At 60.1% G+C, this 21,967-nt stretch carries 17 protein-coding genes; 6 read left to right on the top strand and 11 right to left on the bottom strand.

The window, feature by feature from the left end:
* Positions 1 to 78: 78 nt before the first annotated feature.
* From B3Q33_RS00980 to B3Q33_RS00955, 6 genes are all read right to left on the bottom strand, one after another.
* Positions 79 to 537, bottom strand: a complete 459-nt coding sequence (locus B3Q33_RS00980) for a transcriptional repressor (RefSeq protein ID WP_035247687.1) — start codon at positions 535 to 537, stop codon at positions 79 to 81.
* A 7-nt stretch (positions 538 to 544) separates the two neighbouring features.
* Positions 545 to 1,174, bottom strand: coding sequence for a DUF1826 domain-containing protein (locus B3Q33_RS00975; protein ID WP_272962393.1), 630 nt, complete (start codon positions 1,172 to 1,174; stop codon positions 545 to 547).
* Positions 1,171 to 2,394: a zinc metallochaperone GTPase ZigA gene (gene zigA / locus B3Q33_RS00970; RefSeq protein ID WP_272962392.1), complete on the bottom strand. Its 1,224-nt coding sequence runs from the start codon at positions 2,392 to 2,394 to the stop codon at positions 1,171 to 1,173. The genes B3Q33_RS00975 and zigA overlap by 4 nt, the downstream gene beginning before the upstream one ends.
* A gap of 4 nt (positions 2,395 to 2,398) precedes the next feature.
* Positions 2,399 to 2,821 carry a TraR/DksA family transcriptional regulator gene (locus B3Q33_RS00965; RefSeq protein WP_272962391.1) on the bottom strand — a complete coding sequence of 141 codons (423 nt, stop codon included), beginning with the start codon at positions 2,819 to 2,821 and terminating at the stop codon, positions 2,399 to 2,401.
* Between the two features lie 265 nt (positions 2,822 to 3,086).
* Positions 3,087 to 3,971 (bottom strand): TraB/GumN family protein, encoded by an 885-nt coding sequence (locus B3Q33_RS00960; RefSeq protein ID WP_272962390.1) that lies wholly within the window; start codon positions 3,969 to 3,971, stop codon positions 3,087 to 3,089.
* 147 nt (positions 3,972 to 4,118) lie between these two features.
* On the bottom strand, positions 4,119 to 5,447 hold the full coding sequence (locus B3Q33_RS00955) for an SLC13 family permease (protein WP_272962389.1): 1,329 nt from the start codon (positions 5,445 to 5,447) through the stop codon (positions 4,119 to 4,121).
* A gap of 125 nt (positions 5,448 to 5,572) precedes the next feature.
* On the opposite strand from B3Q33_RS00955, the gene B3Q33_RS00950 reads away from it, so the two are divergent.
* Positions 5,573 to 6,949: an alanine/glycine:cation symporter family protein gene (locus tag B3Q33_RS00950; RefSeq protein ID WP_272962388.1), complete on the top strand. Its 1,377-nt coding sequence runs from the start codon at positions 5,573 to 5,575 to the stop codon at positions 6,947 to 6,949.
* On the opposite strand, the gene B3Q33_RS00945 is transcribed toward B3Q33_RS00950, so the two are convergent.
* On the bottom strand, positions 6,924 to 7,532 hold the full coding sequence (locus tag B3Q33_RS00945) for an HAD family hydrolase (protein WP_272962387.1): 609 nt from the start codon (positions 7,530 to 7,532) through the stop codon (positions 6,924 to 6,926). The genes B3Q33_RS00950 and B3Q33_RS00945 overlap by 26 nt on opposite strands.
* A 101-nt stretch (positions 7,533 to 7,633) precedes the next feature.
* Between B3Q33_RS00945 and B3Q33_RS00940 the strand changes: the two genes are divergently transcribed.
* Positions 7,634 to 8,149 (top strand): outer membrane beta-barrel protein, encoded by a 516-nt coding sequence (locus B3Q33_RS00940; RefSeq protein WP_272962386.1) that lies wholly within the window; start codon positions 7,634 to 7,636, stop codon positions 8,147 to 8,149.
* A gap of 67 nt (positions 8,150 to 8,216) precedes the next feature.
* On the opposite strand, the gene B3Q33_RS00935 is transcribed toward B3Q33_RS00940, so the two are convergent.
* Positions 8,217 to 9,242, bottom strand: coding sequence for a lipase secretion chaperone (locus B3Q33_RS00935; protein ID WP_272962385.1), 1,026 nt, complete (start codon positions 9,240 to 9,242; stop codon positions 8,217 to 8,219).
* Positions 9,243 to 9,304: 62 nt separating this feature from the next.
* Positions 9,305 to 9,979 carry a TetR/AcrR family transcriptional regulator gene (locus tag B3Q33_RS00930; protein ID WP_052042763.1) on the bottom strand — a complete coding sequence of 225 codons (675 nt, stop codon included), beginning with the start codon at positions 9,977 to 9,979 and terminating at the stop codon, positions 9,305 to 9,307.
* Between the two features lie 274 nt (positions 9,980 to 10,253).
* On the opposite strand from B3Q33_RS00930, the gene B3Q33_RS00925 reads away from it, so the two are divergent.
* Positions 10,254 to 11,222, top strand: coding sequence for a lipase family alpha/beta hydrolase (locus B3Q33_RS00925; protein WP_272962384.1), 969 nt, complete (start codon positions 10,254 to 10,256; stop codon positions 11,220 to 11,222).
* Positions 11,223 to 11,693: 471 nt separating this feature from the next.
* A complete protein-coding gene (locus tag B3Q33_RS00920) occupies positions 11,694 to 13,253 on the top strand; it encodes an MFS transporter (protein ID WP_272975041.1) in 1,560 nt (519 codons plus the stop codon).
* Here B3Q33_RS00920 and B3Q33_RS00915 read toward each other — a convergent pair.
* On the bottom strand, positions 13,231 to 13,632 hold the full coding sequence (locus B3Q33_RS00915) for a hypothetical protein (RefSeq protein WP_273009025.1): 402 nt from the start codon (positions 13,630 to 13,632) through the stop codon (positions 13,231 to 13,233). The genes B3Q33_RS00920 and B3Q33_RS00915 overlap by 23 nt on opposite strands.
* 397 nt (positions 13,633 to 14,029) lie before the next feature.
* Between B3Q33_RS00915 and B3Q33_RS00910 the strand changes: the two genes are divergently transcribed.
* Positions 14,030 to 14,878 (top strand): metal-dependent hydrolase, encoded by an 849-nt coding sequence (locus tag B3Q33_RS00910; protein ID WP_272962381.1) that lies wholly within the window; start codon positions 14,030 to 14,032, stop codon positions 14,876 to 14,878.
* Positions 14,879 to 15,181: 303 nt separating this feature from the next.
* Here the strand turns inward: B3Q33_RS00910 and B3Q33_RS00905 are convergent, their stop codons facing one another.
* Positions 15,182 to 20,770: an alpha-2-macroglobulin family protein gene (locus tag B3Q33_RS00905; protein ID WP_272962380.1), complete on the bottom strand. Its 5,589-nt coding sequence runs from the start codon at positions 20,768 to 20,770 to the stop codon at positions 15,182 to 15,184.
* 131 nt (positions 20,771 to 20,901) lie between these two features.
* On the opposite strand from B3Q33_RS00905, the gene B3Q33_RS00900 reads away from it, so the two are divergent.
* Positions 20,902 to 21,939, top strand: coding sequence for a DUF3080 family protein (locus B3Q33_RS00900; RefSeq protein ID WP_272962413.1), 1,038 nt, complete (start codon positions 20,902 to 20,904; stop codon positions 21,937 to 21,939).
* The last annotated feature ends 28 nt before the right edge of the window (positions 21,940 to 21,967 follow it).

Raw genomic sequence — 21,967 nt, 5'->3', positions numbered from 1 at the left:
TGTTCACAAGGCGAACTCGCGCCGTTTGGCTATTCGCCTTGCAAGCAAGGCTCCAACAACCCCCGCAGTCCGCGAGGATTACAGCGCAACACAACTCGCGCAGCGGCCATGCACTTCCAGCAAGGGGTTCTGCTGGGTCACGAACCCCAGGCTGTTGATGCTCTGCTGCAACTCGCTGATGGCCGCCCCCGCCATGGGGGTTTCCTGCACGGCACCACAGTCGTCACAGAGCAGGAACACCGTGCCCTGGTGACCGTGATGACAGGTGATGTGATCGCAGGCCAGGTATTGGTTGGTGGAACTGAGCCGGTGGGCTAGCCCCTGTTGCACCAGAAAATCCAGCGCCCGGTAGATGGTGGGCGGCTGGGCATTGTCCTGGTATTGCGCCTTGAACTGGTCCAGCAACTGGTAGGCACTCTGAGGGCCCGACTGGGCCAGCAACAACGCCATGACCTGACGCCGCTGGGGAGTCATGCGCACGCCCTGCTCGCGGCAATGCTGTTCGGCGCTGGCGAGAATACGGTCGGTGCGGCTCATGACAGTCCTATATATCCAGTGTGACCAGCAGGCGTTGCTGACCGGGAGACACGGGCGGGGATCGGTGAACCACGCCCGAGCCCGGATTATCCCGCCAGGTGTCGCCTTTGAACAGGGCTACCTGCCCGGCCGACAACTGTTGCACGCTGTCGGCGGCAAAGCGGCCCTCCTGCTCTACGCCCGGCACCAGCAGACCGGCAGGCACCGACGGAGCCGGCAGCCACTGGCTGCCCGGGCCACCGTAGGTACACAGCAAGCGCACGGGGATACGATCCACATGGAAACGCGGGCACATGGGCTTTTCCAAAGCAGTGACGCGCACCCCCACGCCACTCACGCCGAACAGGCAGGCCATCATGTCCGCCAGCAACATCAGGTCCTCACGCAGCGGTGCAAAATCCTCACCGGGCAGCAAGCGCTCGATGGAACCCGCCAAGTCTTTAACATCCAGCCAGCTTTTTACCGCCAGCTTCTTCCGGCATGCCTGCTGCACAAGCTGCTGATCGATCGGGCTGTGCCGATCCCAGACGGTTACCTGCACCGGGTCCATCATCACATCGGCGAGCACCCCGGCATCATCGCGCATGACCAGTCCCGGTGCGGCATAGGCCCTGGGCAACGTCCTTGCGTCAATCATCCGGCCATCTCCCACTGCGGGAACGGATCTTCCAGCTGCTGCCACAATGCCTTGCCGGCGAGCATTTCTTCTTCCGTGAGCAGACAGGCATCCAGCGCCCGGCAAGTCGTCTCCGGTTGCAGGTTGTGACCAATGAAGACCAGTTCCTGGCGCATGTCGCCGAAGGGTTCCTGCCATTTCTCCATGATCATGGCGCGGTATTCCGGGTCTGTGGGCCAGTTGTGATCCGGCACGGTTTTCCAGAACAGGCCCGCCGGGCCGTGGTGGGCGATCTCGCCGGCCTGGCTCCAGTTGCCGGCAAATTGCGGGCGGCTGGCCAGCCAGAAGAACCCCTTGGAACGCAGCAAGGTGCCGTAGGGCCAGGGCTTCTGCAGAAAGTCCCAGAACCGTTGCGGGTGGAAAGGGCGACGGGCTTCATAACTGAAACTGCTGATGCCGTATTCCTCGGTTTCCGGCAAGTGCTCGCCGCGCATTTCCTTGAGCCAGCCCGGCGCCTGCTGGGCTTTTTCAAAATCGAACAGGCCGGTATCCAGCACCGCATCCAGAGGCACCATGCCGTGCTTGATCGGTATTATGCGAGCGTCCGGATTAAGCAGCCGCAGCGTGGCGCAGAGCATCTCCAGATCTGTCTCGCTGACCAGGTCGGTCTTGCTGATCAGCAGCACATCGCAGAATTCCACCTGCTCCACCAGCAGGTCCACCACGTTTCGCTGATCGTCTTCGCCCAGATTTTCACCGCCTTCCTGCAGGGTGCGGGCACTGCGATAGTCGCGCAGGAAATTTACCGCATCCACCACCGTGACCATGGTATCCAGCCGCGCCACCGAAGACAGGCTGTCACCGTTTTCGTCTTCGAAGGTAAAGGTTTCCGCCACCGGTAGCGGCTCGGAAATGCCGGTGGACTCGATCACCAGATAGTCAAAGCGCCCTTCCCGGGACAGCCGGGTTACTTCCAGCAGCAGGTCTTCGCGAAGGGTGCAGCAGATACAGCCGTTGCTCATCTCTACCAGCTTTTCCTCGGCGCGGTTCAACGACACCTGGTTGCTGACCAATGCCGCGTCGATATTGATCTCGCTCATGTCGTTGACGATCACCGCTACCCGCAGGCCGGCACGGTTATTGAGAATGTGATTGAGGACGGTAGTTTTGCCGGCGCCGAGAAAGCCCGATAGCACGGTAACGGGTAGCTGGCGCACGGGCGTCGCTTGCTGGGTAGTCATGGGATTATCCGGTTCGTGAATGGACATAATGTCTTTCGTTGGCTTCCAGCCGGGTTTTCACTTCGGCGCAATACTCCGTGGTGGGCCGGGCCAGCAGCCGGCGTAATCCGATGGGTTCGCCACTGATCTGGCAATAGCCATAGTCACCCTGGTTAAGACGACGCAGGGCCTGACGGATTTTTCCCAGCAACGCCTGACGACGAGCCAGGAAGCGCAGCTGGTGCCGGCAGGCTTCCTCATCCGCAGCGGCATCTAATGGGTCCGACTGGGGCGGGGTTTGTAATGCCTGTCGAGCGTCGGCCAGTTCCTGTTCACAGTCCTTGGCCAGTGCCAGCAAACGGTCACGGAAGAATGCCTGCTGAGCAGCATCCATGTAGTCCCACTCCGACATGGCGAGCAGGGCCTTTTCACTGGGAACGTCCGGCATGATCGCCTCCTTTTAAAGTTATGTTATAACATAACAATAACGGACGGCAATCCGTTGCACGGAAAAAGCCTCATGGCCCTACCGATGATTCCCTCTCAAAGAAATGACGAAACTGTATTACCTGGGTTTACGCGCTGACGCCGAGGAAAGCCTTGATACACCAGCGCCTGGCGGCGCTGGAAAATTCAAAAAAACGACGACCCGGACATTCATCGCGCTGCCCCACAGGCAACAAAGCCGGGCCCTTATCGGACTGACTACCCTTCTACTCTGCACCCGCCATGAAGGGCACAACCTGATACCCCGCCTCCTCAAACATCACCCGCAGGCTATCCGGCCCACCAAGGTGCAAGGCGCCCACCAACACCAGATTCGGCGTACCTTCCGTCATGACCTGCTGGATTTTCGGATACCACTGGCGATTACGCTCGATGATAAGATTCTGGTAGATACTTGGGTATTCGGTCTGCATTTCATCGGCACCCAGCAAGGCGTAGAGACCATCCATGTCGCCTTTGCGCCAGGCATCAACGGCCTCCTCCATCATGCCGTCCATGTGCTCAATGCCTTCCAGGGAAGACTCGATCAGGGCATCACTACTCTCTTCATTGAGCTGCGCCATGAACGACAGCAGGGTATCGCTGGATTCCAGGAAACCCAGCGTCTTTCCTTGCTGATTGGCCCGGGTGAAATAAAATTCGTCCACGCCCCGGCCAAACCCCTGACGCCCCAGTTCATGAACGGTCATGGCCATGGAGACCATGGCCGGCTTGAACCCCTGGTAGGTGGCCAGCGGAAAGTTGGCCTGGGCAGCATAGTCCTGCAATTGCCGCCAGACCGGATCGGACAAATCGTCTTCAAGGGAACGACCAGCCGGCTGCATCATCATCTGCGTCAGTCGCCGGGAAAAGGCCGGCGTAGCAGATTCGGCCAGGTTGGATTCCAGATACACCTGCTGCGCCTGTTCATAGGCCTGCTGCATGGCTGCCGGTGGTGGCAGATCCGCCGGACGCAGGAAATGCACGGTAGCCCCCAGCCGGATACGTTTGCCATCCTTGCTGACTTCCCAGACCGGATCCGCCTGAAGCCAGGGCGCCACAGACAGCAACACCACCAGCACCGCAAACCGTCGAATAATCGATAACCCCATGACAACCCCCCGTTATTTTTTTCCAGTGTGTCAGCTTGCGGTGAAAAAGAAAGATGGATTCCACTCAGGTTACTGGCGTGATTGATCAACGGTTAGCCCGCCAACATGACTCCTGTAAAAACCGGCGCCTCTGAGCTGGCAGAACCGTTATTGCAGCAAAGGTAGCAACCCACCGAGCACACCGGCGGCGATCAGATTGAGTACGATACCGGCGCGGATCATGGTTCTCTGTGGCACATGGCCGCTGCCGTAGACCATGGCATTGGGCGGCGTGGCCACCGGCAACATGAACGCACAGCTGGCGGCAAAGGCCACCAGTAGGGCAACGGTGACCGGGTCGGCGCCCACCGAAGAGGCCACTGGCATCAGCAGCGGTATCAGCAAGGCAGCACTGGCGGTATTGCTGGCCAGCTCGGTGAGAAAAATCACGAAGCTCGCGATGATCAGATAGACCAGCCAGGTTTCCTCTGCCGGTAGCGCCTGACTGATACCGTCTGCCAGCCAGGCGCTGGTACCGGAACTCTGCAGCAACATGGACAGCGTAATACCGCCACCGAACAACAGAAGCACGCCCCAGTTCGCGTGCGCTTCAATATGCTGCCAGCTCACGCAACGGCTGATCCCCAGCAGGACAATGGCCATGCAGGCCACCCAGCTATCAAAGGATGTCTCGATACCCAACCTGTCCCCCAGGGGGGCACCGAAAACCCACAACCCCACCGTCAGCAGAAAAATCGCCAGCGTCATTATCGCGCCGGGGCTGGTCGGAAAAGGCAGGATGGTTTTCACATCCACTGTTGGCAGATTGGCTTCCGGGCGAGTGGTGTAAAACAGTACCAGCAGGGCCAGCGGAAACAGCAACACAAACGCCGGGATACCAATGGCCAGCCAGTCGTTGAATGACCAGCCCAACGCCGCTGCCGCGATGGCATTGGGGGGACTGCCCACCAGGGTAGCCATGCCGCCGATATTGGCGGACCAGGCCAGGGCCAGCAGCAGAAATACCCGATAACGGGGATGGCTGTCAGCCAAGGGGGCGGATAGCCCCAGGGCAATGGGCAGCATCATGGCGGTGGTCGCCGTGTTGCTGATCCACATGGACAGCAGTGCTGTGGTGACTGCAAGCAGTAACGCCGCCGGTAACGCTCTGCCACCGGCCAGGGTCAGCAGCCGCTGCGCCAGCCAGCGGTCGATACCGTGTTCGCTCAGCGCCGCCGCCAGGGCAAAGCCTCCCAGAAACAGGGCCACGACAGGATGGGCAAAGCCGGCAAGCGCGCTATCCAGATTCGCCAGCCCCAGACCGACGCCAAGCACCGGTACCAGCAGCGCGGTAAACGTGAGCGGAATGGCTTCGCTGAGCCACAGCAGCCCGATCAGCACAAACAGGGCCAACCCGGCTCCGGTTTTGGAGTCAGCAGGTAGATGGTATGCCATTACAGCGGCCACAACGGCCATGGCAATCAGCAGGAATCGCATGGTTATTATTCTGTTGCCGGTTCAGCCCGAGCTTACGGACTGCCTGCCGTAATAACCAGTGTCCAGCATGGAACCTCCCCAGCTCACACTGACCCCGCAGCACCGCCATGCTAGGGTTAGGTCCCATGGATACGATGAAACAACTCGAAACAGCCATGGGTCAGATTGTCGGCTTTCTCTGGGGACCACCGCTGGTCGTCCTGCTGGTGGGCGGCGGTCTGTTCTTCCTGCTCTATTCCCGCCTGCTGCCCTACCGCTACCTGCCGCAAAGCGTGCGCCTGCTGTGGCGCAAACCGGACCGCGATGATCCCGGTCAGCTCTCTCATTTTCAGGCGTTAAGCACTGCGCTGTCCGGCACCCTGGGCATGGGCAATGTGTCCGGTGTGGCTATTGCCATCGCGGTAGGCGGCCCCGGGGCGATTTTCTGGATGTGGGTCAGTGCCCTGGTGGGTATCGCCACCAAATTCTATACCTGCACCCTGGCGGTGATGTTTCGCGGCCAGGACAGCGAAGGCCAGTGGCAAGGCGGCCCCATGTATGTGGTGCGCGAAGGGCTGGGCAAGAAATGGCTGCCGCTGGCCTATTTCTTTGCCGTGGCCGGATTGCTGGGCACCATGCCGATCTTCCAGATCAATCAACTGGTCCAGGTGCTGCGCGACACCCTGGCCATCCCTGCCGGGCTGGCCAGCGCCGATGCTCATTTCACCTTCGACCTGATGCTGGGCCTGGTGCTGGCCCTACTGGTGATGGCGGTGGCTCTGGGTAAGTTGCCCCGGCTGGGCAAGGTCACCGGCATGCTGGTACCGACCATGGTAGTGGGATATCTGCTGCTTACCGCCGTGGTGCTGGCAAGCCATGCCAGCGAGATCCCTGCCGCCTTTGCGATGATTTTCGAGGATGCCTTCAGCGGCAATGCCGTTGCCGGCGGCGTGGTCGGGGCCGTGATAATCACCGGCATTCGCCGAGCCGCGTTTTCCAATGAAGCCGGCATCGGTACCGAAGCCATGGCCCATGGTGCCGCCCAGACCAGAGAGCCGGTGCGAGAAGGCATGGTGGCCATGTTGGGGCCGGTGATCGACACGCTCATCGTGTGCACCTGCACGGCTCTGGTGATTCTGATCAGCGGCGTCTGGCAAAGTGGCGAAAGCGATGGCGTCACGCTTACCGCCAACGCTTTCGGCGACCTCTTCCCCCATGGTGGCGCAGTCATTCTGGCCGTGCTGGTTTCCATGCTCAGCCTGAGTACCGTGTTCACCTTCTGGTATTACGGCAGCAAGTGCCTGGGCTTTTTGATCGGGGCAAAATACCAGCACCATTACATCTGGTGGTATCTGGTACTGGTCGTGCTGGGCGCGGTGGCATCACTGAAGCTGGTGGTAAGTCTGATCGATTCCATGTACGCCCTGATGGCGATTCCGACCATGACCTCTGCCCTGCTGCTGGCGCCGAAGGTCAATCAGGCGGCTAAGCGATATCTCAAGCCGTCGCAAGCATCTCGGTGAATTGCTCAAAATCGCCAAGGTGCCAATCGGTTTCGTCAGGGTAGAGGCCGGTTAGTGCAGGATCATAGAAACAGCTGATCATATTGGCGCGACGCGCCGCCTGCAGGTCATAAAGAAAATCGCCCACATAGACAAGGCGCTTCGGGCTGAGGCTCCAGGCAGCCGCGATCTGTAACAGGCCGTCTGGCGCGGGTTTTGGCGGGCAGTCTTCCCGCGCCAGCAGCATATCCACCTGTATACCCAGACGGGACATAGTCAGGTCGGCGACTTCCCGGGCATTGCGGGTGAGAATGGCGGTAGGCAGGTTACGGCGGGCACAAAACTGCAGGCATTCGCGAGCACCGGGTATCCATTCGGCACGCTCGGCACCGCGGCGCTCATGATCGAGAACAATCTGCTCGGCAGCACCTCGCTCACTCCCAGGGAGCAACTGAATATATTCCAGTACCCCTACCCCCTCCGGGCACGCCAGTTCGCTACGAATGGCGGTAAAGTCGAGACGCGAATCCGCCAGGGTACCGTCCAGATCGAAGATCACTCCCTGGATCGAGGACAGGGTATCAAGGTCAGGTATTTTCATCATTGCAGTGTACCCCGAGCCAACGTGAAAGCAGCAACAAGCCTGCTATTCACAACGATCAAACTGGGAGATACTGACCCTCACGTTATTAGGGAGTGATGCTCATGAAACGCTTTGCAAAAGCACTCAGCGGATTGGCCCTGTTGTCGCTGGCCCCTCTGGCCAGCGCGGGCGGCGTCTATATCGGCGGCGGACTCTACAACGCCTCCGTAGATGAAAAGGTCGACAGTCTGAACGTTGACGATAGCGATACCACTGGCGCCCTCTTCCTTGGTTGGCGTCCCATCGAACTGATCGGCGCGGAAGTGGGCTATTACGATTTCGGCAAGCAGGAAGCTGACAACGGCACCAAAATTGAGGGCGGAGCCCTTACCCTGGCCGGGCTGCTGAGTTTCGAATTGGGCCCGGTGGGTTTGTACGGCAAGGCCGGTGTGGCGGATACGGATCTTGATATCAGCAATGGCGCCAGCAAGGATGATGATTCATCCACTGATGCCTTCGGCGGGGTCGGTGCCACCGTGGATCTGCTCGACAAGCTGTACCTGTATGGCGAGTTCGTGCACTTCGATAATGATGCCGGGGTCGATATGATCGGCGCCGGGCTGCGTTACCACTTTTGATGACAAGCAAAGCCATCGAATAGCCTGTAGGAGCCTGCTTGCAGGCAAGCTCCTACAGGTAACGTCTTCAGCGTGTCTGGGCGTTGATCCGATCCAGGGCCTGCACCCGGGCCAATTCTTTGTCTTCAAATAGCTGCTGCTGCAGCCGTGCCAAGGCCACCTGCTGATCGGTGTGCGACAGGCCACTGCTGATCAATTGCTGGCGTTGCTCACGGTAGTCCTCATAGCGCGTCTGCCAGTCTTGTCGCTGTTGCTCCAGTGCCTCGAAACGCGCCACGGCCTGGGTCCCGAAAGTCTGCTCCCGCAATGCCCGGATTTCCGCGTCGCTGGCACCCTGCTCCCGTAACGTCTGGGTGCGTTGCTCCAGCCATACCGGTGCGCGGGTGTCATAAAGCATCTGCTGCATGCCCTGCGGCAGGTTCTGTTCAAGGTTGCTCAACTGCCTGTCGCGTTGCTGCGCCGACAGCCCTTCCTCTTCAAGCAGTGCCTGCCGTTCGATCATGTACCGGTCGTAGGTCACATCCATGCCATAAAAGGCATCGGCGACTTCCGGGCCCAGATAGGCCTGCTGCATATCATGGCGCTGGCGGATGGCCGCGCGCATGGCCGTCACACTGCCATCGTGTTCCGGTAATTGCTCCATGGCTTCCCGCAACCCCATGTATTGCTCATAGAGCGCCCAGGCCTGCTGCGCGGCTTGCGATGGCAACTGTTCTGCCAAGTGTCCCGCCAGGCGCGCCTGAATATCGTCCAGGGACTCTTCCCCCAGCGCCGTCAGAAAATAATCAAACACCTGGCGAATGGCAGGATTGATCAGCAGATCGCCATCGGCAGTGACCCGCAGATTGCCATCCACCTGGGTACCAACCAGGGAAGCCGGTGCGGGCCCCAGAGCCTGCGCACGCTGGCGGTAGTAGTCGTAGCGGGTCGAACCGGTCAGCTCCGCTTCGACGGGTTCCTCCAGGCGAGTGCGGTCGGTATCGGCGGTGGAATCCGGCGGACTGTTGCGATCGGAAGCGCCCGGTATTCCCCAGATCAGCACTGCCGCCATCGACAAAAGCAACAGAACACCCACAAGGTAGCGTTTTTCCATGGTGATTCCCTTTTTGTTGTTATTCTTTTGGTTGTGCTGTTCGCCCTGATTCTGTCGCCCGGTTAACTTTCCTCCAGCCCCAGCAGCCGACTGAAGAAGGGTGACGCCATCATCTCCTGCCAATCGTGCCGGTTACCCAGCATGGCGATACACAAACGCCCCATGACCTGAATATAGTGGGGCATCTCGGTATGTTCGGCCTGCATGCAAAACTGATAACCAAGATGCTCAATGCCCTGCACCAGAGACGTTAGCGCCAGATCTCCCGGCGGGGTTCGACCGTGTTTCACCATGCTGTCATGCAAGATGGCAACGATGCGCCGGTTATGTTCATCGCGATACCGCGACACCGGTGATGAGCGATCATGCAACTCGCGAAACCGAGCCTCCATCAAGAGTCCCTTGGAGCGTCCCCAGTTCAGGTAACCGCTCAAGGCCATGGGCAGATAGTCATAAAACTCTTTCTGCGGCTGTTCGAACACTTTGACAAACAACCGCTCCACGTCCTCGTTACAGTCGCGAATGATCTCATCAATCACATCCACGGCGGAGGAGAAATATTTATAGAAGGTGGGGCGTGACACATCCGCCTGCTTGAGAATCAACGCCACTGTGGTGCCATAGGTGCCATGCTCTCCATACACCTCCCGGGCCGCCTCAAGAATCCGCTCGCGGGTGTCCCCGGTTTTTCCGACCGGCCGTCCCCGCCGCCGCTTTTGCCCTGAATCAGACTGCATTCTTCCCACCCTTAACACTGATGTTACTTTACCCCAATTTTCCAGGCTGACCAGACACAACCCGGAAAATACCCGAAACCATTGGAACTGATACTTTATTCTTAATGCCGTGCACAGTTAACAGCAGAATATAGGCTGCTTATAACAAACAAATATTAACATTAATGTTAATTTATGACTTGGCATCCTTTAAGGTAAACCCACTCCTGAATCAAGGAGCGCTCGGCGAAGACCCGGCAGTACGCCGATAACAATAAACAACAAGGTGATGCCAATGATTTCATCCCGAAGAGCGCCGCTACGGGCGCTAAGTCTACCCCTTTGTCTGCTGCTGTCAGCCCTCTGCGTGCCCGCGCATGCCGGATGGTTCGACTGGCTGTTCAAGGATACCTATACCGAAACCCGTTACCCCATCGTGCTCAGCCACGGGCTGTTCGGCTTCGATGATATTGCCGGCTATAACTACTGGTACCGGATTCCCGAGGAGTTACGCCGTAGCGGTGCCGAGGTGTATGTGACCCAGGTGGCCGCCGCCAACAGTACCGAAGTGCGCGGCGAACAACTGGCTCGCCAGGTGGAGGCGATCCTCGCTGCGACCGGTGCAGAAAAGGTCAACCTGCTCGGCCACAGCCATGGTGGCCCCACCGTTCGCTATGTGGCCTCGGTATACCCGGACTATGTGGCGTCTGCCACCGCCGTGGCTGGGCCGCATACCGGCGCCCGCATGGCGGATGTGCTGCTGGGCGTACAGGAAACCTTGCCACTGGCTGGCGACCTTCTCGGCAGCATCGTCAACGCGGCAACCGGATTTCTGGACCTGATTTCCGGTGGTGGCTATGAGCAGGATTCCCTGGCTGCCCTCTATTCCCTGTCCACCGCCGGCAGCAAGGCGTTCAACAGCCACTATCCCGAAGGCCTCCCGGACGACACCTGCGGCCATGCCCCGGAACTGGCCGATAACGGCGTGCGCTACTACTCCTGGTCCGGCGCCAAGCCTTTGACCAATGTGCTGGATATCAGCGATGCCGGTATGGGCCTGCTCGCCCTGCTTTACCTTGGCGAGAAGAACGATGGCCTGGTGTCCAGTTGCTCCAGCCACCTGGGACTGGTCATCCGCGATGACTACCGCATGAATCATCTGGACGAAGTGAATCAGATCGCTGGCCTGGTCAGCCCCTTCGAGACCAACCCCACAGCGGTATTCCGCCAGCATGCCAATCGGCTGAAAAACCGCGGACTCTGAATCTGGCAAAACAATAAAAATAACGGGAGAGCAATTTCTTTGAGGGCGCCGCAAGGCGCCCTTTTCTTTTCTTCTTCGCAGGTAGAGTGAAGAAATACTGCGATGGGCCTGCAGACATATGCGATATCAAAAACGTAGGGTGCACTGAGCCTCAGGCGAACTGCACCGATCCGACGTTTGATGGTGCAGTTCGCCTGAGGCTCAGTGCACCCTACGCGATCTGCATCGTTGGTCATTCAGATTCAAGATTCTGTCATCCTCACCGCTATTTCCCGGACAGGCGCCACACTGTCATGCAATCGACACTGGCTTTGCCAATTGTCAGCAACGATACTGGCCGGCTCCCTTTCTTGCGTAGCCAGCTTGACCTCAAGTCAGGTTGAGACTTTAGGGTTGATTCAGTCCGTTCCTGTGTCGAAAGAGATGCACCGGGAACGACGACGTAAGATGCCCTGTTGCGAGGAAAACGCTATGCCCACCCCCCAACCCGCCACCCGCCGTGAGTGGCTGGGACTGACGGTGCTGATGCTGCCCACCGTGTTGCTGGCCCTGGATATGACGGTGCTGCATCTGGCCGCTCCCCATCTCAGTGCCGATCTGAAGCCCACCAGCGCCGAGCTGCTGTGGATCCTGGATATCTATGGCTTCATGATCGCCGGCTTCCTGGTGACCATGGGGACTCTGGGCGATCGCATTGGTCGGCGGCGTCTGTTGCTTACCGGGGCCACCGCCTTCGGTATTGCTTCAGCCATGGCGGCCTTTGCCACCAGTGCGGAAATGCTGATTGCCACTCGCGCGTTACTGGGCATTGCCGGGGCCACTCTGATGCCCTCTACCCTGTCGCTGCTGCGGAATATGTTTCAGGTGGAGCAGGAGCGCACCGTGGCGATTACCGTGTGGATGACCGGTTTCATCGTCGGTAGTGCCATTGGTCCGCTGGTGGGCGGTGCGTTGCTGGAATTCTTCTGGTGGGGCTCGGTGTTCCTGCTGGGGGTACCGGTCATGCTGTTGCTACTGGTGTGCGGCCCGCTGCTGTTACCGGAATTTCGTGATGAGGAAGCCGGCGCCCAGGACTGGACCAGCGCCCTGCTATCGGTGGCCATGGTTCTGGCGGTCATCTACGGTCTGAAAGACATGGCACGCAACGGGGTGTCACTGATGCCGCTGCTGTCCATTGCTCTGGGCCTCGCTATCGGGATGCTGTTTGTCCGTCGCCAGCGGCGGCTGGCCGAGCCCATGTTTGATCTGTCGCTGTTTGCCATCCGCACCTTCAGCACCTCGGTGGCGGCCATGATGCTGACCATTCTGGCCCTGTCCGGCGCCTGGCTGATGGTATTCCAGTACCTGCAGGGGGTCCTCGACCTGTCGCCGCTGGAGGCCGGGCTGGTGATGCTGCCGCCTGCCCTGGTGCAAACCGTAGCCTCTTTGCTGGTTCCCCGGCTTACCCGTTACCTGCCCCACTGGCAACTGGTCAGCGCCGGGCTGGTAATGGCAACCTTCGGTTTGCTGATCCTGCTGCTGGTGCACAGTCCGGCCCAGATCCCCTTGTTGATCGTGGGAATGACAGTGATGGGCGTGGGCGTCATGCCGATGATGATTCTGGGTACCGACATGGTGGTCAGCGCCGCACCGGCACGCAAAGCCGGCGCGGCATCGGCCACCTCGGAAACCGCCACGGAACTGGGTATGGCGCTGGGTATCGCAGTGATCGGCAGTATTGGCGCGGCCGTGTACCGGCAACATATGCTGGAGCAGCTCCCTGCGGGATTGCCTGACGAGCTGTCACTGGCTGCCGGGGATACCCTGGGCGGGGCCATCGGTGCCGCCGCGCAGTTGGGCCCGGAACTGGGCGCGCCGGTGATGGCCGCCGCCCGAGAGGGCTTCAGCCTGGCACTGCATACCAACTCCGCCATTGGTGCAGGGATTCTGGCGATGACCGCCGTATTGGTGGCCGTGATGCTGCACAACCGCACTCCGGACGATGCCGCAAACGCCGAGCCGGCACCGCCTACTTCACCCGATCAACAATAACCCGGGTGTCACCGGCCTCTGTCGGGCCGGCGCCGAAGGCCGCCACCAAGGTGGGGCCTTCGTGCAGGCGCACCTGCTGACGGATTCTGTGGCGACCGTCACCACTGACGCCATAGGCGATGTCGAGAGAAAAGCTGTCCTTGGCCAGGCGGTCAATTGCCACGTCATAACCACTACCACTGGCTTGCCAATGGTGACGACTGTCACTCTGATAGAGCCGAATCACCCAGTCGCGACCGCCCTCTTCATTGCCCTGCTCCACCACCCGGATACCACTGTCAGGTACGCCATGGCGCTCCATCACCAGAAAGTGGAAAGCACTGACAATCGCCACCAGACACACCACCGCGCTTGCCAACAGACGCCATTTTACCGTCATTGCCGACCCCTATCAGTTATCCAAAGCCCATTGTTTCAATTCCGTTTCCGGGGGGCCTCTGCGTAACTCCTTGCATGCTCAGCGAGACCTGAAGTGTGCAGCTGTTGTGTTTTGTCGCGACGGACAGGGTGGTTCCCTTTCCTAGCGACAAAGCGCAGCAGATGTGCGCTTCAGATCTCGCCCTCCGGGGCTTTCAGGCTGGCCCACACTCGTTGTTGCACTTTCTCGACAGGCAACCAGCATGCCTTTAAAAGTGCGCCTAGATTGTGAACCAGCCTGAAAGCCTGAGTATACAAGGAGTTACGCAGAGGCCCCCTACTCTCACAGTGGAATTGTATTTTTCGCCCAACAGGCGTTAAGTGGATGACAGGATCATTGGAGAAAAGGTGGTATAACAATGAAAATGCACATCATGCCAATTCGCCGAAATCTCAAGTTTCACGTTCCGGATGACAAGGTACTCAACTGGCACAGTTGGGGCCCCACGGTCACCCAGTTCTTCAACACCCTGTCGCTGTTTTTCCCGGAAGGCGAGCGTTTCTTCATCAACAGTGTACGCAAGTATCGCGACCGCATTGAGGACCCGGAACTGCAGGAAGCGGTGCGGGCCTTTATCGGCCAGGAGGCCATGCACGGGCGCGAGCACGAGGATTACAACCAGAAGATGGTGGAGGCCGGTCTGCCGGTGGATACCCAGGAAGCCATTGTTTCCAAACTGCTGGATGTGATTTCCAAATACACCCCCAACGCCCTGCAACTGTCCGCCACCGTGGCACTGGAACATCTGACCGCCATTCTCGCGGATATCCTGCTGCGTGAGCCGGACCTGATTGATGACTCGGATGAGTCCTACCAGCGCCTGTGGCACTGGCATGCCCTGGAAGAGACCGAACACAAGGCGGTCGCCTTTGATGTTTACCAGACCGTATTCGGTAGCGGCATCAAGGCGTGGGCTTTACGCAGTGTGGGTCTGATTCTGGCCACCACCATTTTCTTCTCGCTGTTCTATCCTTTCTACCTGATCAACACCTGGAAGGTAGGCCAGCTGTTCAATCTGAAAGGCTGGTGGCTATCGTTCAAGTTCCAGTGGCTGAAACCGGGCGGCCTGCGCCGGGTGGTGATTCCCTGGCTGGACTGGTTCAAACCCAACTTCCATCCCTGGGACCATGACAACCGGGAGTTCCTAGCGGAAATGGATAGCCTGATCGGCGATGCGGACGGTTACCAGAAAAACGAAGCTGCCTGAGCGTGCCGGGTAAGGCTTTCCCTAGTATGGTTTTCACCTCAGAGGGCACAGAGTTCACAGAGAAAAATCGTTAAACCTCTGTGCCCCCTCACATCGCAGGCTGGGTAGGGAGAACTAGCCGCAGGCGTAATCCACCACCCGCCCGACCTGTCACGCATAATCAACGCGATGAGGTTGGTGTCTCGGACCACGAAAAAAGCCCCGCAAGCAGGACCTTCACCACAGAGATTCAGCGTTCACAGAGCCTGTTTTTCCTCTGTGTACTCTGTGACCTCTGTGGTAGATCGATTGCCTTTACGGCCTCTACTTTTTCACCTCCACCCACTGGCCTTTGCTACGGGCCTGACGGCGACCGTCGTACATGGCTTCCACGGTCCAGGCGGGCAGGTAGAAACGGCCGGCGAAGGAGGCGTTCAGGTCCACGCTCAAGGTCAGAGCATTCTTGCTGCCGGGTTTCAGGTCGAAGTAATGCATTACCCGGTCATCGCGCAGATCCTGATAAGTCACCTTCTCGTTGTTGTCCGCGCTGCCATCCAGGCGACTGCTGGTGAGCTGCCAGCCGGAAGGCAGGATTTGAGTCAGCGCCACATCGTCCAGAGTGCGCGACCCGGTGTTGGTCACCGTGACTTCGGCAGTGAAGTCCTGCCCCTGGTCCAGGCTAGCCGAGTTGATCGGCTTGTCATTGGCAAGGAACCGCACTGCCAGACTCAGGCCTTCGCTCACCGGCGCTTCGTTGCCCGGCGACGGGGTGCCGGTCTGGCTTAGGGTAACGAACAGCTTGCGGTCGCTGTCGTTACGCACGCTCAGCGACTGCTTGTCATCCCCTTCCCTGCCGCCGGCATTGAGTGGCTGGCGGGTGACCGGCGAGGTGGCGGCAATATCCTGCCAGCTCTGTTTGCCTTCCTGCCACGCAAAGCGGTAACCATGATCGCCCCCCTGACTGCCCGCATAGCGGGCCATGGCCATCAGTGACCAGGCGGTGGTCTGGGTGCTGTACCAGCTCTGCCCGGATAGCTGATCGGCAATGTCACGGGCCAGGGTCCAGGCCTCCTGCTCCCGGTTCTGCGCCTCAGCCACAGTCAGGCGAATGGCCTGATCACGCAGGGAGGAGCCATAGGTGTAGCTGGCACCGTCATACTCCAGATTCTCAACGTCCAGGGCGGTCAGCTCCGCCGCCACATCGCTGAGCCCCATCTGCTGATAGGCCGCCGCCAGCAACCAGCGACCGCTGTGGTAACTGGCGCTGCGAGGATAATCCTGCTTCGCCATCTGCAGACGCTCGCGCAGGCGGTTCATGGCCCCCACCTGGGGCTTGCCGGCCAGGGCCAGGGTGTACTGGCGATAGGCTTCGGCGCTCCATTCCCAGGGTCGATCTCCCAGGGTCTGACTGCGCCGCGACTGATAGTCGACCCAGTCATCGATCATGCCGGCGGGCACCGCATACCCCAGCCGTCTGGCTTCCAGCAGGAAGTGGCCGGCATAGGTGGAGCCCCAGTCATTGGCCTGGGCTTGGCCGGGCCAGTAACCGAAGCCGCCATTGGCCAGCTGGAAACGCTTGAGCCGTTCGATGCCGGCGGTAATGTTGGTCTGGATCTCCTGTTGCTGCTGCTCATCCAGTTGCACCAGCTGTTTCAGGTACAACTGCGGCAGCACCGACGAGGTGGTTTGCTCGACGCAACCATGGGGATAGCGCAGCAGGTAATTCAGGCGTCGCTCCAGGCCCATGGCCGGCAGGGCACTGACTGTCAGGGTAGCACTGTTGGTACCGGTCATACCGTGGTGCTGGTAATCCAGCGCCCAGCTTTCCCCTTTCTCCAACATCTTGAAGGTATCGCGGGTAGTAGGCGGGTTGGCCGCCCGTACCGGCAGGTGCACGGTTTCGCTGGCGCGATGCTTGCCGCCCGTGGCCGTCACCGTGACAGAGCCGGTACCCACCCGGTCGTTGGCGCGCAGACGCAGCATGGCGATCTGGTCCGACGGCCCGGTAAAGGTCATTTCCGCCTCGCCGGTTTCCACACTGAACAGGTCATCATCCGCCTGCACGGACAGCTTGACCTGTTTCACCGCGTCGTCGGTCACGAACACCGTCACCGGCAGGTCCACGGTTTCGCCGGGGCCCATCACCCGTGGCAGGGTACTCAGCACGGCCAGCGGCTGGGTGACGGTGATGTCCTGATCGGCCTTGCCATAAGCACCGTTGTCACCGGCCACCACCATGGCCCTGACCTGCCCCATGTAGGACGGCAGGGTGATCTCGTGACTGGCGCTGTCGCCCGCGTCCAGGGTGAAGGGACCGAGGAATTTCACCACCGGCGGGAAACGGCGGCGCTGTTTCTCGCGGCCGTCATCGGCACCATCGGAGCCGCCCAGGGCCAGCAACCGGTCCAGCTCGGCCCCGTAGGCGCCGACCACCATATCGAACAGGTCCCAGGTCAGTACACCCAGGGCCTCACGACGGTAGAAGGCGCCATGGGGATCCGGGGTGCGGTAGTTAGTCAGGCCCAGTAGGCCCTCGTCCACCAGCGCCAGGGTATAGGTCATGGCCTTGCCCTGCTTTTCGCTGACTTGCACGATGAAGCTTTCTTCCGGCTTCACTTTTTTCGGAGCCTTGATCTGCGGCTGCAGACGGGTGGCCGGGTCTTCCACCAGCAACGGCACGATGCCGTACAAGCGGATGGGACGATCGTTGTCCCGCTGGTGTGGCTGCAACAGGGCCACATGCACATACACGTTGGGCGCCATCTCGGCAGTGACCGGGATATCCAGCGTCTGGGCCTGGCCACTGGCCGGTAGCCAGTAGTGATCCAGCACCCGGGAGCCGTTCTCCAGACTTACCAGCAGGCGGCCTTCGCTGACGGCGGGCAGTTCCACCCGGGCGGAGTCTCCCACCTGGTAACTTTCTTTATCTGCGGACAGGGACAAGCGGGTGGCGGCATCCTGGCTGCCACTGGCCTGGTCGCTGCTCCAGCCCAGATACACCGTCTGCGAGGTGCAGTGATCACTTTGTCGATCACAGACGCGGATCAGGTGGCGGCCCCAGTCATAGGCGGCGCCGTCCAGAGTCCACTGGCCGCGCCCCTCTGCATCGGTGGTGATCTGGGCCTGGGTGACAGATCGGGTGTTGGGGTCGCTGATAAAGTTGCTCAGGTCCTCGCCGGAACGGTCCCACCACCAGCGCCAGTCAATTTCATAAACAGTGATATCCAGGGGCCGACCGGATACGACCTTGCCTTCACTGTTGACGCTGATCAGGTCGATGGCGTGCTTACCCTCGCGGGATAACGCACCGCCCCAACCACTACCCTGCGGCACCTGCATGCCGACCCAATGTTTGAAGGGATAAACCGGCACACTGCGGATCTGAGTGCTGTAGTCACCGCTGTTCTCGAACACCCGGGTGGTCAACGTGGCACGCAGCAGGCCAGGGGTCTGCTCCACCGGAATGGTGAGCGGAAAGCTGGCTTTGCCCTGCCCGTCCACATGGGCTTCGAAGGCAGTAAAGGGCTCGCTACTGAGCGCGCGGGTGCTGTCATCGAAATGATAGGCATTGAGGCCATCGAAGCGGGTGGTGGTCGCCGCCACTCGTACTTTTACATCCGCTTTCAGGTTGGCGGCGGTAGCGCCGTTGAGCCATTGAGTAAACAGGCCCACCTGCGCCGCCTCGTTGGCGGGCAGTTGCTCGGGCAATTCCAGGTCGATCTTCAGGCGGTTGGGCTTGATCGCTTCCACCCGCACCGGGGTATCGAAGTAGCGCTGGCCCAGCCGGGCTACAGCACGCCAGTTGCCAGTGGGCGCGTCTTCACTGGTGCTCAGGGTGAAGGCATAGAAGTCCCCCACCGGCTGATCCAGGGTGTAGCTTTTCACCTTGTTTCCACGGGGGTCGAACCAGTCCAGAGTCAGCGGGTGATCGTCGGGCAGCACAGCGTTCTTGTCTTCGAGAATAAAGGTCAGGTGGATGTCATCGCCCGGGCGCCACACATCACGCTCTCCGTAGAAGAACCCTTTCAGGCCGTCTCGCACGGTCTGGCCGCTGGTGTTGAACTGGTTGGTGGGCAGCGCCCGGTTGCGGGCCACTTTCAGGAAACCGGTGTCGCGGTCTTTCACCGCCTGCAGATAAAAAGGTGTGCCATCCAGCTGGATGCTGGCCATCCCCTCTTTATCGGTAAGACCCATGCCCACCTGTTGCTGCTGATAGTTGTAGGCCTTCACCACCACCTCGGCGGCGGGCTGGTTAGTGTCCAGGGTAGTAGCCACCACGTGCAGGGTATCGTCCTGACCGCGCTTGGCGATCAGCCCCAGGTTGGAGGCCAGGAAAGCGCGAGTGCTGCTGGCCAGGTCGTTATAGCGGTAGTAACTGTCGGAGCAGGGGTTGTCCTGTTCATACCAGCTCAGGTAGCCGGCATCGCGGTAATAGTCGGCCAGCCGGTCCGGCTGCTGCTGTTCCTGGCCCGGGCCCTCGTAGTTGTCCGGCAGGGTTGTGTTGCGGGTCAGGGAGGCATCCGGGCAGGTGTAGGTAATGTCATCGCCATCAATGGTCAAGGTGAGATGCACCAGACCATTGGGGTGTTTGGCCATCAGCTCGGTCAGGTCCAGATGATAGCGCTGCCAGCCGTCGCCGTTGGCGGGAAGCTCAAGGGTTTTCTGCCACAGGTAGCGACCGGTGCGGGTGTCCATGTCCCCTTCATCCAGCTCACTGCCCTGCAGATAATTGCCAATATTGTCGTCAAACACCCGGAAGGCCTGCACCTTCACCGAGCGGATCCCCACCGCTTCAAAGGGCACGCTGAGTTGCTTGCCATCCGGCAGGATGGTGCCCTTGCCGGCAAAGCGCACGCCGGGCTTGCTCATCATCAGGGTGACGGTTTTTTCCAGTTTTTCCGGCAGCCGGCCATGGCTGGCGGAGCGCAGGCCGGCATCGATCACCAGCGCCACATTTTCTTCCTTGTCGTCCTGTGGATAGACCCGCAGGCGGCTGCCGTCCACTTCCAGGCGTGGCGCCTTGCCGTTCAGGGTGACCAGTCCGTTGAGGTTCTGGGAGCCTTGCAAGGCCTCGGAAAAATTCACTTCCACATGGGGTTTGGGGTAGTTCACTGCCCGCACATTGGTGACTTCGAAGGCCGCCACCGCAGGGACGTTGTAATGGCGTTCACCCTGGTTCTCTACACCCAGGGGCGAGCCATCCCAACTCAGGGTCACCTGGCTGGCCTGGTCACCCCGGCGGATGCCGGAAACGGTAAATCCATGGCGGAAACCGGCCTTGTCGTGTTCCCAGCGTACCGGTAGCGTCTGATTGTCCTGGCTGGCACGCAGGCTTTTCTCCACCGCTTCGGCCTCGGCCAGATCCCGGGTTTCCAGGCTACCGGTGAGCACCATTTTTTCGCCGGCCTCGGCCGGCAACAGGGACTGCACCGTCAGGCTCAGTTGCTGACGCATCACCTGCAGGGGGAATTCTGCCGGAGGCAGCGTTTCATCCACACCGTCCAGGCCCTGGGCATAGAGCATCAGAGTCAGCGTCTCACCGGCGGCCAGCGGTTCCGAGGGGCGGATTTCCAGTCTGTCTTCGGCGGTGAAGCGTATTTCTGCCGGCATGTCCGGCACCAGACGGGCAACGCCCGAGACCGGTTGATCAAGCTTTTCTGCAGACGCTACCGGATGATTAAAGCGCACCACCAGCGGCGCCCGGGAACTTATGATCGAAGGGGGAGATGCCGCCAGGTGAGCCTGCCAGCGCTGATCCAGCTGTGTCGGCGCAGGCTGCGCGATTTGCCTGTCGGCTTTATCCTGTTTAGGAGGAGAGTCACTGTCCCCCTTCTCTCCGGTATCACAGGCGCCCAGTGACAATGCCAGGCACAGCATCAGTAACCGAAAAAACGGCAATCCCCTCGTTGACATAATACGCTTCCAATGCAAATTGATGATCAGGCCAAACATAGCACAACCGTTCTGCAATGCGTGGGCAGATCCACCGCAGTGTCAACGGTTTGGCAAAAGAGAAACAGCGGATTGAGCGGGGTCCTGTCGTGATGCAGAAAAAAACCGGCTGGGGGCTGGCAGCCCTGGCCATGGCGTCGCTACTGACCACCTGGTGGCTGACCCCGGGCGATCCCGATGAGGCGCTCTGGGAGGACTACCTGAGCCGGATTGCCCGGCTGACTCGACAGGATATTCCCGCGCGAGTCCCGCTTCCCGTACTGGCCTATCCCGGTGCCCGAGAACTGCGGCTGCCGCTGCCGGAACACCGGGTGGATATGCTCGACTATCTGGAACTACGACACTGCGGCCTGATGGAACTGATCAGCCAGCGCAACAGCTCGCTGGGTAAGCTGCAGGCGGATTCCTTACGGCTCAGTCATGAACTGGCGTTTATTCACCAGGCGCGCACCTGCCTGGAGGAACAAACCCTGGATGACCCGGAGCTGATCAACGTCATGTCGCAGGTGGTGGCCGAAAAGGAAGCCGCGCTGCCGGCCCTGTACTGGAATGTACTTACCGCCAGCGAGGAAATACGGCGCTTTTTCAGCCAGTCCCCTTCCGCCAGTGTCGGCGACACCAGTGCTGCCTTGCAGAGCCTGCAACAGCTGAGTCACACCCTGATCGCCCACAAACAAAGTGGCGCCGTGACACCACTGAATCTGGAACCCTTGCTGGAAACCCTGGCCCGTAACCAGGCCGGCGGTCATCTACTGCGGCGCATGGCGCTTTCACTGCGGGAACTGGAGCGGGGCAACCAGCTGCTCGAAGGCATTGATCCGCAGCGCCTCTGCCCCCGCAATCAGGCCAGCACCCGGGCCCGGCGGTTGCGCAATGTGCTGGACAATGTCTGGGGCCCCAGTGTGCAAAAATCGCTGGCGGAAAGTCGCCGCCAGCGCCAAACACTGGCTGACAGCCTGGAACAGATGAACGGTCTGCTGGATTCACCCCCTGCCCCTTTCACCCGCTGGCGGCACCATTACTTCGGCCCGAACGGGGTGGAAAGCCGCATGGAGCGTGCGCTGGAGCGCCATGTGACCCTGTGGCAGGAACACCTGGGCGCCTGCGGACTGATGCCGGGGAAACCCTGACTCGGAGCTTATATGCACTTTCGTGCAA

The organism is Alcanivorax sp. UBA3183 (genome assembly GCF_002364155.1).
Classification (GTDB): Bacteria; Pseudomonadota; Gammaproteobacteria; order Pseudomonadales; family Alcanivoracaceae; genus Alcanivorax; species Alcanivorax jadensis.
The sequence above is the reverse complement of the archived record's forward strand: the minus strand, read 5'-3'. Positions and strand labels throughout refer to the sequence as shown.